This is a genomic window from Bacillus pacificus, from assembly GCF_020861345.1.
GTDB lineage: Bacteria > Bacillota > Bacilli > Bacillales > Bacillaceae_G > Bacillus_A > Bacillus_A pacificus.
Genome location: NZ_CP086328.1, coordinates 2,351,661 through 2,367,318, shown reverse-complemented (window position 1 = coordinate 2,367,318; position 15,658 = coordinate 2,351,661). Strand labels below are relative to the sequence as shown.

Here is a 15,658-nt window from a genome sequence, read left to right as displayed (position 1 = left end):
CACCTTCTCATTTAAATTGTTTCATAAGTTTGGTATTTTTCTTCTCCAAGTGCGAGTTTCGCTTGCATACGATCTTCTTCTCTTTGGAAGCTAATACGTAATACTCCAAGTAATCCTTCACGCGCTTCTAATATTTGCAAGTTCGTAATACTAATTTCTTCGCGCGCTAAAATACTTGTAATGTGAGCCAATGCCCCTACTTTATCTAAAACATCGACGTATAAGTCGTGATAGGCAGGAATCGCCCCTCTCTTTCTTACCGGTAAAGAGTCACGGTATTCTTTCGCGTCTGCAAAATAGCTTTGAATCTCGCCTGCATCTCCGCTAGAAACTGTATCATATAAATCTTCCATTTCAGAGATCCACTCTTTTAATAATACCATTAAATGCTCTCGATTTTGCTTAACAATATCACTCCACATTTTCGGACTACTAGATGCGATACGTGTAATGTCTTTGAAACCTCCAGCAGCTAGCTGATGAATGAGCGGATTATCTCCTGCATGTTTCTCCACTTGCTTTACTAATCCAGCTGCAATAAGATGCGGGAAATGACTTACAATTCCTGTTACATAATCGTGTTCTTCTGTGTTTAAAACAAGGAAATGTGACCCTGTTCCTTTTAACCAATCTTTCAACTCTTCCACATCTTCATTTGGCACGTGATGCATCGGTGTTAAAATGTAAAATGCATTTTCAAATAAATGCGCTTTTGCACTTTCAACGCCCGTTTTATGAGAACCTGCCATCGGATGTCCACCAATGAAAGAAATTTCCTTTGAAAACAAAGCTTCCGCTTCATTCATAATTGTTCCTTTTGTACTACCAACATCGGTTACGATAACATCTTCTCGTAAACGAAATGACGCTAATTTGTGTAATAACTTCTTCGTTTCTTCAACTGGAGAAGCAAAAATAATTAGATGTGCCTCTTCACATGCATGTTGTAAATTTACTGCTATTTCATCTACTACGTGTAATTCTTTTGCACGCTCTACTTGTTCTTGAAATATATCATAACCTGTTATCGTTACATCGTGCTCTTTCTTAATTGCTAATGCGAGAGAGCCTCCGATTAAACCAGTTCCAATTAATACTACCTTCTTACGCATTTGCCTCATCTCGAGACTTTCTTTTTTTATTTTCAAAGTGTTGTTTTAACACTGAAATCACTCCTTCATTTTGCTCCCTTGTTCCGACTGTAATACGGACACCATTTGGGAACGGCCGAATAATAAATCCTGCATGTGCACAAGCTTCATAAATCTCTCCAGTATTCTCAACTGGTAAGAAGATGAAATTTGTTTGCGATGGATAAAATGGAATATCATTTTCCTTACAAAAGCTCTCGTATTGTTGTAATCCTTCTGTATTTACACGAACTATTTCTTCAATAAACTCGTCATCACCAAAAGCAATCGTCGCTGCTTTTTGCGCTAATGAAGATACGTTAAATGGCAAACGTACGACATTTAATTTCTCAATTAACTCTTCCTGTCCAATCGCATATCCTACGCGGAAAGAAGCTAATCCGTACGCTTTGGAAAATGTTCTAAGCACAAGAATATTTTTATGCTTTTCTAAAAGCGGTAATGTCTCTGGGAAATCTTTTGCTGTTACGTATTCATAGTACGCTTCATCAATGACAATTAACGTATTTTCACTAATCCCTTCAATGAATTGAGTCAATTTTCGGTCATTCACATATGTGCCTGTCGGATTATTTGGATTACAAATCCATACGATTTTCGTATTATTATTTACCGCTGACGAAATTTCGTCTAAATCGTATACACCGTTATTTAGTGGAACTTCTTTCACTTCACAGCCTTCAATAATCGCATGATGACGGTACTGCGGGAATGTTGCACCTGCCGTTACGATGTTATCTCCTGCTTTAAGTGCTGCACGACTTATGATTTGAATGACTTCATCTAAACCACTACCGCAAAGTACTTGTTCCATTTGTACTTGTAATTTATTTGCAATTGTTTGACGGAGCGTTGTCGCACCTCCGTCAGGATATAAAGCATGATCCAACCACGATTTTTGCAACTCATCTAAAACACGTGGTGAACAGCCGAATGGATTTTCATTCGATGCTAATTTCACAAATGCATGATCTCCGTACACTTCTTTCATTTGTTCAGGTGATTTACCTGGTTTATATGGTTGTAATGATGATAGTTGATCTTTTACTTGCATGTTAAAACCACCTTTTTATTAAAATTCTTTTGCGTATTTATTATGTTGCGTAATGTTTTGTTGAATTAACTCCATACGATCTTTTCCGAATTGTTCGACTAGAGCATGTGCAAGTTCCCATGCTACAACGGATTCAGCTACTACACCTGCTGCTGGTACTGCACAGCTATCAGACCTTTCAATACTCGCTTGAAATGCTTCTTTCGTATCAATATCAACACTTGCTAACGGTTTGTATAATGTAGGTATTGGTTTCATTACACCTCTTACGACAATTGGCATTCCCGTTGTCATACCGCCTTCTAAACCACCGGCATTATTCGTTTTTCTCGTGTATCCTTGTTCTTCATCCCATAAAATTTCATCGTGCACTTTACTTCCTGGATGTCTTGCTGCTTCAAAACCAACGCCAATTTCAGCACCTTTAAATGCATTAATGCTCATAATTGCACCAGCAAGTTTTGCATCTAATTTACGATCGTAATGAACGTAACTACCAACGCCAATCGGCATTCCTTCTGCAATGACTTCTACAATGCCTCCTATTGAATCTCCGCTACTTTTTGCATGATCAATTGCATTCATCATCTCTTGTTCTACTTCTTTATCTAAACATCGAACTGGTGAGTTTTCAGTAATCGTTTGAATTTCTTCAATTGACAAGTTAGAAATATGTTTTGCTTTTACTCCACCGATTTCAAGTACATGCCCTGCAATTTCTACGCCTAATTCTTTTAAAATTTGTTTCGCAACTGCTCCAGCTGCAACCCTTACTGTCGTTTCTCTTGCAGACGAGCGCTCTAGTACGTTTCTTATATCACGGTGACCGTATTTAATTGCTCCATTTAAATCCGCATGTCCTGGACGTGGCTTCGTAATTGTACGTTTCATGTCTTTACTTTCTTTTTCCGAAATTGGCTCTGCCCCCATTACTTTCGTCCAATGTTTGAAATCATCATTTTTTACGATTAACGTAATTGGTGAGCCAAGTGTCATCCCATGACGAACACCACTTACAATTTCAACTGTATCCGTTTCAATTTGCATACGTCTTCCGCGTCCGTGCCCTTTTTGCCTTCTTAATAATTCTTTATTTATATGTTCCGCCGCCAGCGTTAAACCTGCTGGTACACCTTCTAAAATAACTGTTAACTGCGGTCCATGTGATTCTCCAGCTGTAATGTATCTCATTTCTCTTGCCCCTTTACTATTTTTTTGTACAAAAAAGTCCCTACTGAGCGCTCAGTAGGGACGATGTTTATCGCGGTACCACCCTAGTTATAGACTTCTTTCGTCTACCTCTCTTCTTTAACGATCGTAAGACCGTCTTTTCCTCCAAAATTTGGCGAAAAAGATGCTCCAAGGCTGTAATTCATGCTTACCTTTGTACTGATTCACACCGACCATCAGCTCTCTTTAACAGGGAGATAAGCACTACTGTTTCCTCTTCAGCGCATATATGATATGGAATTAAGATAATTTATTTTTGAATCCTTTTAACTCTTCCATGAATTTATGGAATTCTGGAATATCCATTTGTTGTGCAGAATCTGATAATGCAACTGCTGGGTCTGGGTGTACTTCAGCCATTACTGCATCTGCGCCAATTGCAAGTGCTGCTTTTGCTGTTGGTAATAATAAATCTCTACGTCCAGTTGAATGCGTTACGTCAACAACAACTGGTAAATGTGTTTCTTTCTTTAAAATCGGTACTGCTGAAATGTCTAATGTGTTACGTGTCGCTCTTTCGTATGTGCGGATACCGCGCTCACAAAGAATAATTTGGTCGTTACCTTGTGCAATGATGTATTCCGCTGCATTAATGAACTCATCAATTGTTGCTGCTAATCCACGTTTTAATAATACTGGCTTGTTAACTTTACCTACAGCTCGTAGTAAATCGAAGTTTTGCATGTTACGTGCACCAACTTGAATTACATCAACGTAGTCTAATGCCATTTCAACATCGTTCGGATTTAAAATTTCACTAATAATCGCTAAGTCGAACTCATCTGCTACTTGGCGTAAGATTTGTAATCCTTCTACTCCTAAACCTTGGAAATCGTATGGAGATGTTCTCGGTTTGAAAGCACCACCGCGCATTAATTTTAAGCCTTGGTCTTTCATCGCTTGCCCTACTTGGCGAACTTGCTCTAAGCTTTCTACCGCACAAGGTCCCATAATGAACGTTTGTGTTCCGTTACCAATCAATTCACCTTTTACGTCAACAATTGTGTTTTCTTGTTTCTTTTTACGTGATACTAGTAATGCTTTACGGTTATCATCTTCTTGTAATTCTAAGCTAGCTTTGAAGATTGTTTTGAAAATATGTTGAACCGTTGATGTTTCGAATGGTCCTTCGTTATTCTCTGCGATCATATCAAGTACTTCACGCTCACGTACTGGATCAAAACGTTTCGTACCTTGTACTTGCTTTTGCTCCCCAATTTTTTGAACGATTTCACCACGTTTGTTTAAAAGGTGTAATAGTTGTAAGTTAATTTCATCTACCTGTTTACGTAATTGATCTAATTCATGATTTGCCATTTGGAAATCCTCCTCTAATGTTTTAAAAGTTATAGTGAGAGAATGAAAAATTCTCTATTTTCTGAACTGGTCAATTATACAAATTTAAAGTGGAATCGATCCCTCTTCTTATTTTAAACTAATAATTAGTACAAAGACACTATCTACTAATTAAAAACCCACTTTTTTGTACAAAAAATCCCTACTGATTCAATCAGTAGGGACGATATTTATCGCGGTACCACCCTAGTTGTAGACTTCTTTCGTCTACCTCTCTTCATTGTTAACGATCATCTGACCGTCTTTCCCTTCATAAAGACAATGCTATCTTTACTACGAAAAAGATGCTCTAGGACTGTAATTCGCTCTTGTTTTTGTACTGGTTCACACCAACCACCAGCTCTCTGTTACAGGGAAACAACAACTACTGCTTTTCCTTTCAACGCATACATATTTAATTTTCAAGTTGGGCCACTAAAATACAAAAAGTCCCTACTGAATAAATCAGTAGGGACGATATTTATCGCGGTACCACCCTAGTTGTAGACTATCTTTCCGTCTACCTCTCTTCACTGTTAACGATCAATTGACCGCTTTTTCTTCATAAAGACAATACTATCTTTACTACGAAAAAGATGCTCCAAGACTGTAATTCATGATTATCCCTGTACTGGTTCACACCAACCACCAGCTCTCTGTTACAGTAAGACTAACCACTACTGTGATCTCTTCATTGCACTTTGTTTATTCAAATGTTTTTTGAAATTGAATAAGTATGATTCGTATTATAGAACGCTTTTCAAAACACTGTCAACAACTTTTTATATATTTTTTAAAATTCCACTTTCGCCCTACATTTCTTCTTGTAAATTCTCCATAACAATTCCGATGCGAATTATCTCATTATCTATTGCATTTATTACACATTTTTCTACTTTATACCCGATTAATAATTCTTTTATTTGAATGATTTCCGTTTCAAGTAAATCCGCTTCCTGAAGCGTTTGCAGTAAAGTAAAAAATACGTTTGCATACAACTCTTTATACATTTTTATACTCTCTGTCTTCTCAAGTATTTCATTGAATAACTGTTTTAACTCCGTTTGATTTCCCTTTCCACCTACGTCCGAAAATGATTTACAAATTATCGATAACCCTCTTTCTACTATTTCATCCATAAATAAAATAATACGTAAAAGCATTACATATTCTCTAGCTGTGATTTCACCCATTTTCGGTCGTTCTCGCAAAAATATACTGAGCCAAGCTGCCCAAAATTTTTGTTGCTCTTTTGCGCTTAACGTTTTGACGTAATAGCATAAAAACTGCATAAACTTAATTTTATTTTCTTCATTTTCTCGTATAAGTAAAGGGTATAACCAGTCTGTTTTTTGTTCCCAATACAGTACACATTTAATAAATACAAAACTGAGCCATTTTAAGAAAGCTTCCCTCGTATGCGGATGTAATACTTCTAAATGTTCTACTGCATACTTAATAAATCGCTTCATTTCTGTAAATAAAGGTAAATTTATTTGCGTGTAACATAAGCCGGCCCATGCATATTTCGTAATCTCATTTTCCTTCTTTAACTCTAAGTACGGTAACAAATATTTTCGGCACCATTGTTTCTCAATATGATAAAGAAATGTAATATCCGCTACTAAACGCGCTAACATAAAATTTGTCCGTTCTGTACTAATTCTTACTTGTTCTTCAAATAAAAATAAATATTCATACACATTACGATCGTATAAATGATCATATGATAACAGTTTTAATAATACAGCTGTCATTTTCCCAACAGGATGCTGAATCGATTCATTGTAAAAATCTTGTTTTCCAAGCTTAAAATCCGTGTCACTTTTCATTACTTGAGGGAATACTGAAAAAGCAAACCGTTTTACATTGCGTATACTATTTTCCTCTAACTCTTCTAACCGATTGCTAATTTCATATAGAAAGCTACTAATTAACCAATGAAATGCAGTATTTCTAACGAATTTCTGCAACAGAGGAATAACTTTTTGTATTTGTTCATTTGTCAGTCCTCGGTTATTTCGCCACTCTCTAATACAAACAAACCAAACTTCATTACTTATTTCGTGCATACCTACTAATTGATAAGCAAATGAAATACTCCATTCTGTATTCAATTTACATGCTTTCGATAACATCTCTAAAAAATGACGTTGTTCAAACACACCATCTTGAGAGAATTGGCGAACTTGTTTCATAATTTCTTCATCTTTCAGCTGTAATAATCCATCAGCAGTTACATTACAAGTAATACTTTGTTCTGTCGTCTCTCTCTTTTTTACACTGTATCGATCAGAATGAAAGTGTGGATGTTTTTGCTTCATTAACTCATAACCTTTTGCTGTAGATGGGCTATTCGAATCACACGTGAATAATAAATCTAACAGTAAACAAACATCAAATGCCCTCTCCTCTGCAAGGTTCTTTAATACAATTTGAATGACTTCTTCCTTTGTTTTTTCTAAAGAGAGTGCGTAATGATTTTTTATAAGTTGAAAAACTTCTTGTTTATACGTGACATCTAAAAGAATTTCTTCCTGTAACAACCATTTCATCTTCTCATCGGCGCTTACAAATATATTTTTATTCATCGCATCAATGGCAATTCGATTTTGAAGTATGCTGCTTGCTTCTATCATTTCAGTAATATAATAATTTGCTTTTTTCTCATTGTTTTCACATAAATAGGCTAAACACTCTTTTACAATTTGAATTAAAAACGCAAGATCATTTTGCTGAAACTCTTTTTCCACATTTTCCTTATCCCTTTTTTTCAGTGCCGTTTGCCTTAGTGATAACATCCGCAACTTCTCTATTCCCATCATCATAATTGGAACGGCGTAATAAGAAATATGCGGTTTCATCTTTTCATTCCAAATTTTCTCCACATAAGAAAATGTAGACACGGGTAAACGACTCGACTCCTCAAGTTCTATTGATTCTTGCGTATTATCATTTCCCCACTTTCTTTCACGCTTCAATTTAAGTTTTCCGTCCAAAATAAACGTTAATAACAATAAAGCGATTTCTTTATGCTCAGGAAAAGAACATTTTTGCAGTAAGTAAGAAATTGTTTCGATCGATTTACTATCTTTTTCAGCTGTTTCTAATAAAAGCAGTGTCCACCGTGCAAACAACAATGGGTCCATCTCGATTTTCGTCTCACTTAAGTAACTACAAATTGTTCTCCATAATAACGGAGATAGTTTAGATTGATTTTTAAAAATTAATTGAAATAATTCTTTTTGGTGACTAAAAAGAAATTGTTCCACTAACCATTTTGCAAGTAATTCATCTACCTCGTTATAATTTGATGTAATTAAAAATAAATTTTGTAATTTCCCTTCCGCTTCAAGCCATTCCACCCACTCATAATCATGAGCAAATTCAACGAAGTAGCGGACTGTTTCAATTTTTTTAATAGATTGTTTTATGTATGATAATTGTTCCTGCTCTACAGAAGGTGGAACTGTTACTATGTCACGAATGCGCATTCGTTTTGTAATATAATTATCACCCATTAACTCCGCCCATCGTTTTACTGCTTTAACGAGCGACTGATGATTATTACCTTTATTCGGATATACAATCGGCCGTATTCCTAAATGCTCCCAATGATATGTATTTTCTCCTTGTGCGACAAATGCATAACGCCTTGTACTTGGTGGTAAACCAGTTGCTAAATATTTCATTACTGGATCATTATGGCTATATCCAACGAACAAAACGGTATAATTCGAGAATAAATCAACTAAAAATCTTCTCGCCCATCCTTCCGTCAAGTAAGCCCTTCCAAAATCACCATCTGTTAAAATTAATGCTTCTTTCTCTTGTTCTATATTGCCATGTATGTAAGCGAGTCCTTTAAACGCTCTACCTGTAGGTAACGCAGGTGCGTAATATACGTTTAATTCTCTATTCATTTCTTTTATCGCAGTTGTAAAATGTCGATCAAAATTTGTCGTTACAATACGAACTTCCGTGTCTAAAGGAAACAACCTCGGAATTGCATAATGAAGCGGATTCGGTTTTGACTTTTCTATATGAACTAGATCTCTTGCAACTTGATGTACATCTTTTGATTTCGCAATTTTACCAAGATAATAATCATGTGGTTCTGTTATTTCACGTTTTTCTACATATAACGTTTTCGCAATTTCATCAACAAGATCATCAAAATTCGGTAAGTTTGATTTCCCTTTCATAGAAACTCCCGCTCCAACAAATAGTACTAACTTTCCTTGTTCAAGATGATCAATTAACTCGTCTGGAATTTCTACTTCTGAAGTAATCCACACCCAGGATTCCCCCTTACCTAAAAATGTCATATACTCTCATTTTACTATAACATTTTTTCTTTGTTTTTTTAATATTTAGACAAAGATTGAACATGAAAAAGTTTTATATAAATATATTCGTTACAATGTATGAACTCCTAAATTTATTGTAAAACTATGTATAAATCGGAGGTGTAAATATTGAATGGTTTTACTGTAGTGCTTATCAAGTTTATATCGTGCATTATCGCATTTAGTATTGGACTCGCTTTATTTTTCCCTGCAACGTTCGTCCAAATTATTTCATTTAGTCTCTTTGTAACAATCGTATCTTATATGTTCGTTGATAAAATCATATTAAATCGAATCGGCAATACTGGTGCCATTATGTCGGATTTCTTACTAACATATTTAAGCGTATGGATTTTCGGTAATATTTTATTAGACAACTATATGCAAATTGCATGGGGAAGCATCCTTTCCGCAATTGTCTTCACATTATCAGAAGTAATCGTTCATCGCTTCTCTAACTCCCACACAAGGCACCACAACGATAATATTCATATTAATCGCCGCTTTGCATATGGTACAGAGTTTGCTGAAGAGCAGAATATATTGGATAAAGATAAGAAGAAGTAATATTTTGATGCAGGAGCGCCCTTTTTAATTATGTGGTGCTCCTTTTTTGTGTTTTTATTATGGTACGTGAAATTATATCGACGTTTTTTCAAATATATCAACGATTATTTCAATATATCGACGTTTCGACAAAGGATATCGACTTACCGACACTATTTGACATGATTTCCTCTAATAAAGTGAAACTTTAATCAGTGGGGGTTTTCTTCATCCCCCACTGATTATCAGCCCTCACCAATCGGACTTTTATGGACAGTTGATCCCCCACCTAACCTCTTTGCTTTCGCTGCATTTTGAGGTGGGGGTCTTACTGCCCATTAAAGTCGGATAAAAAACTGCCTCTTATTTAGAGACAGTTTCTTTCAAATCTTTTAATGTAATGACATCAGCAAACGCTCCAAACACTACGTTATGATGCTTCACAATGTCTTCAGCACGTAACACCTCTGTATCAAACGTACTATGTGCATCGCTCACTAACGTTACTTTATACCCTTCACTAAACGCCCTGCGAGTTGTCGTATCCACACAATACTGCGTTTGCATTCCTGAAATGATAACATGATCGATTCCCTTGTCTTGCAATACTTCTTTTAGGTCCGTCTTGTGGAATGAATCTGGGGTCGTTTTTTCAACAACACAATCCCCTTCTAGTGGAGCGATTGCCTTATGAATCTTCCACCCCTCTGTACCCTTTTCTAACGGATGATCTTTCGGTCCGTTATGTTGCACATAAATTACCGGAATATCATTTGAACGGCATTCTCCAATAAGCTCTTGCAATATTTCTAAAAACTTTTCCCCATTATGTACTGGCATTCCTGCTGTATACATACCTGCTTGCACATCGATTACGATTAATGCTTTTTTCATTTCGCGCAGCTCCCTTTGTTTGTATAGGCCTCTACATATTCATCATAATACAGTACTTCAATTACATTGGACCAATTCAAGATTGATCCAACGAAATCCTTTATATCTAATCCAGGCATTTCGTATACTTCTTCATCGTTAGCGGTTCCCGTCGCATCTTCAATAAGCGTAACTTTATAGCCTTTTTCAAAAGCAGCGATACTTGTAAATAAACAACAAAATTCCGTATTAAATCCAACGATAACAACATGATCAACTTTATGTTTCGTTAATATATCTTCAACACTTGTATCTTTAAACGCACTAGGTGTTGTCTTCTCGGCTATATAATCCGCAAACCTGGTATATTCTTCTACCAATTCACTTCCAGTTGATTCATAATACAATGTACTTTCTGGATTATCATCTCGGTGTTTTAAGAAAATAATAGGTTCATTCTCCGCTTTAAATTGTTTTAAAACATTTGCAATGAACTCTTTTTCAACAGAAAAATCCTTGCACTCTAAAATCCCCTTCTGCATATCTAATACAAGTAGCGCCTTCACTTCTATCACCTATCCTCTATACGTTTATATTCCATCATCCAACAATCTTCTAATACCCCTTCATGCAGTTCATGTTCTTTTAAAACCTTTACCTTTGTAAATCCACATTTTTCATAACACTTTATTGCACGTTCATTATTTACTTTCGGGTCCATTGCAATGGCTTCTGCCCCCGTGTTCTCCATAATATATGTAATTGCTGTCTGAACGAGTTTCGTTCCAATGCCTTTTCCCCAATAAGTCGGCTCTCCGATAAATTGATCCATTCCCCATACATATTGTGATTCTTCATAGCCATATAATGTTTTCCATTCAGAATCAATGGGGTACATTTGTATGTAACCAATTGGAGTGGTATCAAACTCTATTAAACATCTTTTTTCATAACTGTTTGGATTATGTATGAAATGATCCAGTACCATTTCTACAGATTGCGGATTATCTCGTCCTTCGTAATATTGCAGGACTTCTGGTTCTGTTAACCATTTTGAAATGATTGGTGCATCCTCTTCTTTTACGTACCGAACCGATACATTATCTTTTTGAAATAGCATATAATACCTCTTTTTAATTATTTATATTTTTCCTTTTTGTGAAATCTTTCATTGCACCTATTAATGCGTATGGTAACAATGTAATCGCAAAAAATGCTGTAAACACATTAAATTGAGGGATTTTATATGGCGTGAACCATTCTGTGAAAAATTGAGAATTTAATACTCTATTAAAAAATTCTCCGCCAGGTCTAAAGTTTGGTGCCCATGCAGTTACTTCACAAATAATAAACAGTAATTGTAAAATTATAAATGCCCCTAGATAGCGAAACCATGTCCGTTTCCAAATCGGCTGCGCCCTATTTAATTTACCTTCCATTTAACCCCCACCTTTTTTATTTGCATCCTTATTAATTATACACTTTCTACGTTTAATTTGTTAAAATTTTCTATATAATCATTCATGCTGGGGGAATTCACTATGTCTAATCCTATACATAAATCAACATTAATCATTCTTAGAGGAAACTCCGCAAGTGGTAAAACAACAATCGCAAAGCAACTACAAGAATATTTCGGACAAGGGACACTTTTAGTATCACAAGATGTTGTACGTAGAGATATGCTTAGAGTACACGATACGATGGGGAATTTATCACATGATTTACTATGTGAAATTACAAAGTATGGAAAAGGAAAATGTGAACTTGTTATTTTAGAAGGGATTTTAAACAGTCGAAGATACGGTGCTATGCTGAAAGAATTAATACATTTTTTTGAAGGAAACGCGTATACATATTACTTTGATTTATCGTTAAAAGAAACGATTCGACGACATAACACAAGGGAAAAAAGGCATGAATTTGGTGAGGATTCCCTAGAAAAATGGTATAATCCGCACGATACAATTGAAGTTGCTAGGGAAACTATTTTTACAGATCACTTCACGCAAAAAGATATATTTGATGTGATTCTTAATGATATTATGGTACGAAAATAAGACCGACAGAATATGTCGGTCTTATTTTCATTATGTTATATTCTAGATTTATTATAAAATTTTCACTTTAACAGTTTGTCTTCCCCAATTCATAGCTTTACTTTTTGAGCCCATTAAAACATCAATGCGATTACCTTTAATTGCACTTCCGGTATCTCCAGCGATTGCTTCTCCATAACCTTCTACCCATACTTTAGATCCTAAAGGAATTACTTTCGGGTCAACTGCAATAATTCTCATATTCGGATTAGCCGTTAAATCATGCCCCATCGCAGTTAAAACGCGTCCACCATATGTACCATTTTCACTTGGATCAGCAGTATATGCTGTCGCCACCACTGTTAATTCACGTTTAGCGGACTGCGTGTTATTTTTAGACTCTTCTTTTGCCTTTATTGCTTCTCGGGCTTTTGCTTCTTCCTTAGCCTTAGCTATTTCTCGTGCTTTCGCCTCTTCCTTAGCTTTGGCTATTTCTCGTGCTTTCTCTTCTTCTTTAGCCTTCGCTATTTCTTGCGCTTTTGCTTCTTCCTTGGCCTTAGCTATTTCTCGTGCTTTCTCTTCTTCTTTAGCCTTCGCTATTTCTTGCGCTTTTGCTTCTTCTTTAGCCTTTGCTATTTCTTGAGCCTTCGCTTCTTCTTGTACTTTCGCTTCTTCCTTAGGTTTTACTACTTCTTGTACTTTTGCTTCTTCCTTAGGTTTTGCTACCTCTTGTACTTTCTCTTCCTCCTTAGGTTTTGCTACTTCTTGTACTTTCTCTTCTTCCTTAGGTTTTGCTACTTCTTGTACTTTCTCTTCTTCCTTAGGCTTTACTACTTCTTGTACTTTCTCTTCTTCCTTAGGCTTTACTACTTCTTGTACTTTCTCTTCTTCCTTAGGTTTTGCTACTTCTTGTACTTTCTCTTCTTCCTTAGGCTTTACTACTTCTTGTACTTTCTCTTCTTCCTTAGGTTTTGCTACTTCTTGTACTTTTGCTTCTTCCTTAGGTTTTGCTACTTCTTGTACTTTCTCTTCTTCCTTAGGCTTTACTACTTCTTGTACTTTCTCTTCTTCCTTAGGTTTAATTGTTTCTTTTGCCTTTGTTACCTTCTGTGTTTTAGCTTCTTCCTTAGCTTTAACCATTTTTTGCACTTTCGCTACTTGCTTCGTTTTCTCGTCAGCCTTTTTTTCAACTGGTGCTGTACTAGATAAGAAAGAAACATTTACATAAGCTGTTTTTCCTTTATACTCAAATTGTAGCCATCCATCTTTTACTTGGTTCGTTGATTCAATTACATCATCTTTTTTCAGTCTGCCAAGAATTTTTGATTCTGTGTTTGCTTCCGTACGAACATTTAATAAATTTGCTGTTACATGGTAAATATCTTTTGTAAACTCCGAGCTTACAAATACTTCTTTACCATTCAACTCAATTTTTGACCAGCCATCTTCAGTATTGATGACTTTTAATTCTTGCCCATTTTTTACCTTTTCTACAACTTTTGATTCCGTAGTCGGTTTTTCACGTACGTTGAGTACATCTGCTGTTACGATCGTTTCTGCGGTAGCAGTTGTAGTAAATGCTCCCAATCCGAAAACAGTTGCTGTTGCTGCGCCAATTACTTTTTTCATATGAGCCTCCATTATATTTTTTTGAATTCTATCAAATGCTTCCATAAATTCATGGAAGTATTTGCAACAATATATTAGTACCACTTAATATATTGCTATTAAAACTCCTTACTCCAATACTATCAAATTCTTATTTCTAATTCTATATATTATAAGTTTCCTTATTTTCTATAAACGTTTTATGCCCTTCTTCACACTATATAGTTGTCGCAATTCCCGCCAAAAACAAACTGACGATTGCTAAAAATTGAGTAGTGACTATAGCCCCTCTTAAATGAAACTTATAATCTTTATATCCCTTCATCCCTTCCGTACTAGGAATAACAATAAATTTCGGAGTAATCCAGCAAAAAATTAGCCAATCAATTATAAGTAAATCTACTAAATTGAAAATCATTAAAATACCAAAAGTATGTAAGTAGGCATCAATATATAATAATTTTTCATGTTTATGTAGTATATATGTAGAAACGAAAGGAGTACCGAAAAGAATAGCGTTATATGCAATATTAAAATAAATAGTTTGTTTTTTTTCATGAATCGATTTCGGAAAAACTACTTTTTGAATATCTTTCGGATAATCCGTTAACGAAAGTCGGGGATTATAATATAAGGACCCTAAAATCATTACTGATAGTACAATAGACATCATGACACCAACGTACATCATTTGCTCAAATTGATTCATATGTGTTATTCACCCTTTTCTGTAATTACTATGTTGATCATTCACTTAATTACACATTGTATGTGCATAAACAACCAAAAATTAATAGTCGTGTTTAACACCAAATCAAAATTCTTGAAATAAAAAAATAATTTTTATAAAGTGACAGCCTAATCAGTTAAGTTAGGGCTGGTGAAAACTATGAAAATTGAACATATTGCAATATGGGTAAATAGTTTAAAATAAATGCGTACTTTCTATACAAAGTAGTTTAATGGTAAAGCCAACTCTTTATATCATAATGAAGCGAAACAATTTGAATCTTATTTTATTACGTTCGAATCTGGAACAAGACTTGAACTTATGTGTAAAAAAGGGATTGAAAACGAGCCGAACCTTATTATTATTGGCTATGCTCATATAGCTTTCTCTGTCGGTAATGAAGAACGTGTAAATGAATTAACTACAAGATTAAAAGATGATGGTTATTCTTTATTAAATGGACCGCGTTTCACTGGAGATGGCTATTACGAAAATGTAATAAGTGATCCTGAAGGTAATCAAATTGAAATTACGATTTAACGCCTCTTTTTCTTTTCTGAAAAACAAATGAAAATTGGTTTGGAGGAATATTATGCAACAGCTATATTTTACTAAATTTGAAGAAACAGATTACCTGCGGAGATTTTGAGTACATACATATAATTACAAAAAGGCAGTGCTACATATGAAGCACTGCCTTTTCTTTATTGGCATAATCCTCTTCCCTTATTCATTTACTTATA

The 15,658-nt window shown here is 35.2% G+C and carries 13 protein-coding genes, 1 pseudogene and 3 other annotated features; of the genes and pseudogenes, 3 read left to right on the top strand and 11 right to left on the bottom strand.

Annotated elements, in window-relative coordinates; genetic code table 11:
* Nucleotides 1-11 precede the first annotated feature (11 nt).
* From tyrA to LMD38_RS12315, 5 genes are all read right to left on the bottom strand, one after another.
* Nucleotides 12-1,112: a prephenate dehydrogenase gene (gene tyrA / locus LMD38_RS12335; protein ID WP_016717784.1), complete on the bottom strand. Its 1,101-nt coding sequence runs from the start codon at nt 1,110-1,112 to the stop codon at nt 12-14.
* Nucleotides 1,105-2,205, bottom strand: coding sequence for a histidinol-phosphate transaminase (gene hisC, locus LMD38_RS12330; protein WP_061183030.1), 1,101 nt, complete (start codon nt 2,203-2,205; stop codon nt 1,105-1,107). Before hisC ends, tyrA begins: the two co-directional genes overlap by 8 nt.
* An 18-nt stretch (nt 2,206-2,223) precedes the next feature.
* Nucleotides 2,224-3,396, bottom strand: a complete 1,173-nt coding sequence (aroC, locus tag LMD38_RS12325) for a chorismate synthase (protein ID WP_061183029.1) — start codon at nt 3,394-3,396, stop codon at nt 2,224-2,226.
* A 53-nt stretch (nt 3,397-3,449) separates the two neighbouring features.
* Nucleotides 3,450-3,666, bottom strand: a binding site (T-box leader).
* A 9-nt stretch (nt 3,667-3,675) separates the two neighbouring features.
* On the bottom strand, nt 3,676-4,752 hold the full coding sequence (locus LMD38_RS12320) for a bifunctional 3-deoxy-7-phosphoheptulonate synthase/chorismate mutase (protein WP_001273581.1): 1,077 nt from the start codon (nt 4,750-4,752) through the stop codon (nt 3,676-3,678).
* A 195-nt stretch (nt 4,753-4,947) separates the two neighbouring features.
* Nucleotides 4,948-5,183: a binding site (T-box leader), on the bottom strand.
* Between the two features lie 54 nt (nt 5,184-5,237).
* Nucleotides 5,238-5,474: a binding site (T-box leader), on the bottom strand.
* A 108-nt stretch (nt 5,475-5,582) separates the two neighbouring features.
* Nucleotides 5,583-9,098 (bottom strand): DUF4020 domain-containing protein, encoded by a 3,516-nt coding sequence (locus LMD38_RS12315; RefSeq protein ID WP_073530550.1) that lies wholly within the window; start codon nt 9,096-9,098, stop codon nt 5,583-5,585.
* A gap of 150 nt (nt 9,099-9,248) precedes the next feature.
* On the opposite strand from LMD38_RS12315, the gene LMD38_RS12310 reads away from it, so the two are divergent.
* Nucleotides 9,249-9,686 carry a YndM family protein gene (locus tag LMD38_RS12310; RefSeq protein WP_001013099.1) on the top strand — a complete coding sequence of 146 codons (438 nt, stop codon included), beginning with the start codon at nt 9,249-9,251 and terminating at the stop codon, nt 9,684-9,686.
* Between the two features lie 342 nt (nt 9,687-10,028).
* Here the strand turns inward: LMD38_RS12310 and LMD38_RS12305 are convergent, their stop codons facing one another.
* The 4 genes from LMD38_RS12305 to LMD38_RS12290 are packed head-to-tail and all read right to left on the bottom strand — an operon-like array spanning nt 10,029 to nt 11,977.
* A complete protein-coding gene (locus LMD38_RS12305; RefSeq protein WP_041184760.1) occupies nt 10,029-10,559 on the bottom strand; it encodes a cysteine hydrolase family protein in 531 nt (176 codons plus the stop codon).
* A complete protein-coding gene (locus tag LMD38_RS12300) occupies nt 10,556-11,104 on the bottom strand; it encodes an isochorismatase family protein (RefSeq protein WP_014893633.1) in 549 nt (182 codons plus the stop codon). The genes LMD38_RS12305 and LMD38_RS12300 overlap by 4 nt, the downstream gene beginning before the upstream one ends.
* 5 nt (nt 11,105-11,109) lie before the next feature.
* Nucleotides 11,110-11,658, bottom strand: a complete 549-nt coding sequence (locus LMD38_RS12295; protein WP_061182370.1) for a GNAT family N-acetyltransferase — start codon at nt 11,656-11,658, stop codon at nt 11,110-11,112.
* A 13-nt stretch (nt 11,659-11,671) separates the two neighbouring features.
* Complete coding sequence (locus LMD38_RS12290) at nt 11,672-11,977, bottom strand: YfzA family protein (RefSeq protein WP_000398605.1); 306 nt, start codon at nt 11,975-11,977, stop codon at nt 11,672-11,674.
* A 102-nt stretch (nt 11,978-12,079) separates the two neighbouring features.
* Here LMD38_RS12290 and LMD38_RS12285 point away from each other — a divergent pair, with 102 nt between their 5' ends.
* Nucleotides 12,080-12,598: a kinase gene (locus tag LMD38_RS12285; RefSeq protein ID WP_062822472.1), complete on the top strand. Its 519-nt coding sequence runs from the start codon at nt 12,080-12,082 to the stop codon at nt 12,596-12,598.
* 51 nt (nt 12,599-12,649) lie between these two features.
* On the opposite strand, the gene entB is transcribed toward LMD38_RS12285, so the two are convergent.
* On the bottom strand, nt 12,650-14,206 hold the full coding sequence (entB, locus tag LMD38_RS12280; RefSeq protein ID WP_228920330.1) for a cell wall-binding protein EntB: 1,557 nt from the start codon (nt 14,204-14,206) through the stop codon (nt 12,650-12,652).
* 196 nt (nt 14,207-14,402) lie between these two features.
* Nucleotides 14,403-14,894, bottom strand: coding sequence for a hypothetical protein (locus LMD38_RS12275; protein ID WP_062822667.1), 492 nt, complete (start codon nt 14,892-14,894; stop codon nt 14,403-14,405).
* 225 nt (nt 14,895-15,119) lie between these two features.
* Here LMD38_RS12275 and LMD38_RS12270 point away from each other — a divergent pair.
* Nucleotides 15,120-15,455, top strand: a pseudogene (locus LMD38_RS12270) (VOC family protein).
* The last annotated feature ends 203 nt before the right edge of the window (nt 15,456-15,658 follow it).

What these genes read in the sequence shown, in the direction of transcription:
- LMD38_RS12275 (WP_062822667.1), bottom strand. Translation starts at nt 14,894, where the DNA reads ATGAATCAATTTGAGCAAATGATGTACGTTGGTGTCATGATGTCTATT.
- LMD38_RS12305 (WP_041184760.1), bottom strand. Translation starts at nt 10,559, where the DNA reads ATGAAAAAAGCATTAATCGTAATCGATGTGCAAGCAGGTATGTATACA.
- hisC (WP_061183030.1), bottom strand. Translation starts at nt 2,205, where the DNA reads ATGCAAGTAAAAGATCAACTATCATCATTACAACCATATAAACCAGGT.
- LMD38_RS12320 (WP_001273581.1), bottom strand. Translation starts at nt 4,752, where the DNA reads ATGGCAAATCATGAATTAGATCAATTACGTAAACAGGTAGATGAAATT.
- LMD38_RS12315 (WP_073530550.1), bottom strand. Translation starts at nt 9,098, where the DNA reads ATGACATTTTTAGGTAAGGGGGAATCCTGGGTGTGGATTACTTCAGAA.
- LMD38_RS12285 (WP_062822472.1), top strand. Translation starts at nt 12,080, where the DNA reads ATGTCTAATCCTATACATAAATCAACATTAATCATTCTTAGAGGAAAC.
- entB (WP_228920330.1), bottom strand. Translation starts at nt 14,206, where the DNA reads ATGAAAAAAGTAATTGGCGCAGCAACAGCAACTGTTTTCGGATTGGGA.
- aroC (WP_061183029.1), bottom strand. Translation starts at nt 3,396, where the DNA reads ATGAGATACATTACAGCTGGAGAATCACATGGACCGCAGTTAACAGTT.
- tyrA (WP_016717784.1), bottom strand. Translation starts at nt 1,112, where the DNA reads ATGCGTAAGAAGGTAGTATTAATTGGAACTGGTTTAATCGGAGGCTCT.
- LMD38_RS12290 (WP_000398605.1), bottom strand. Translation starts at nt 11,977, where the DNA reads ATGGAAGGTAAATTAAATAGGGCGCAGCCGATTTGGAAACGGACATGG.
- LMD38_RS12295 (WP_061182370.1), bottom strand. Translation starts at nt 11,658, where the DNA reads ATGCTATTTCAAAAAGATAATGTATCGGTTCGGTACGTAAAAGAAGAG.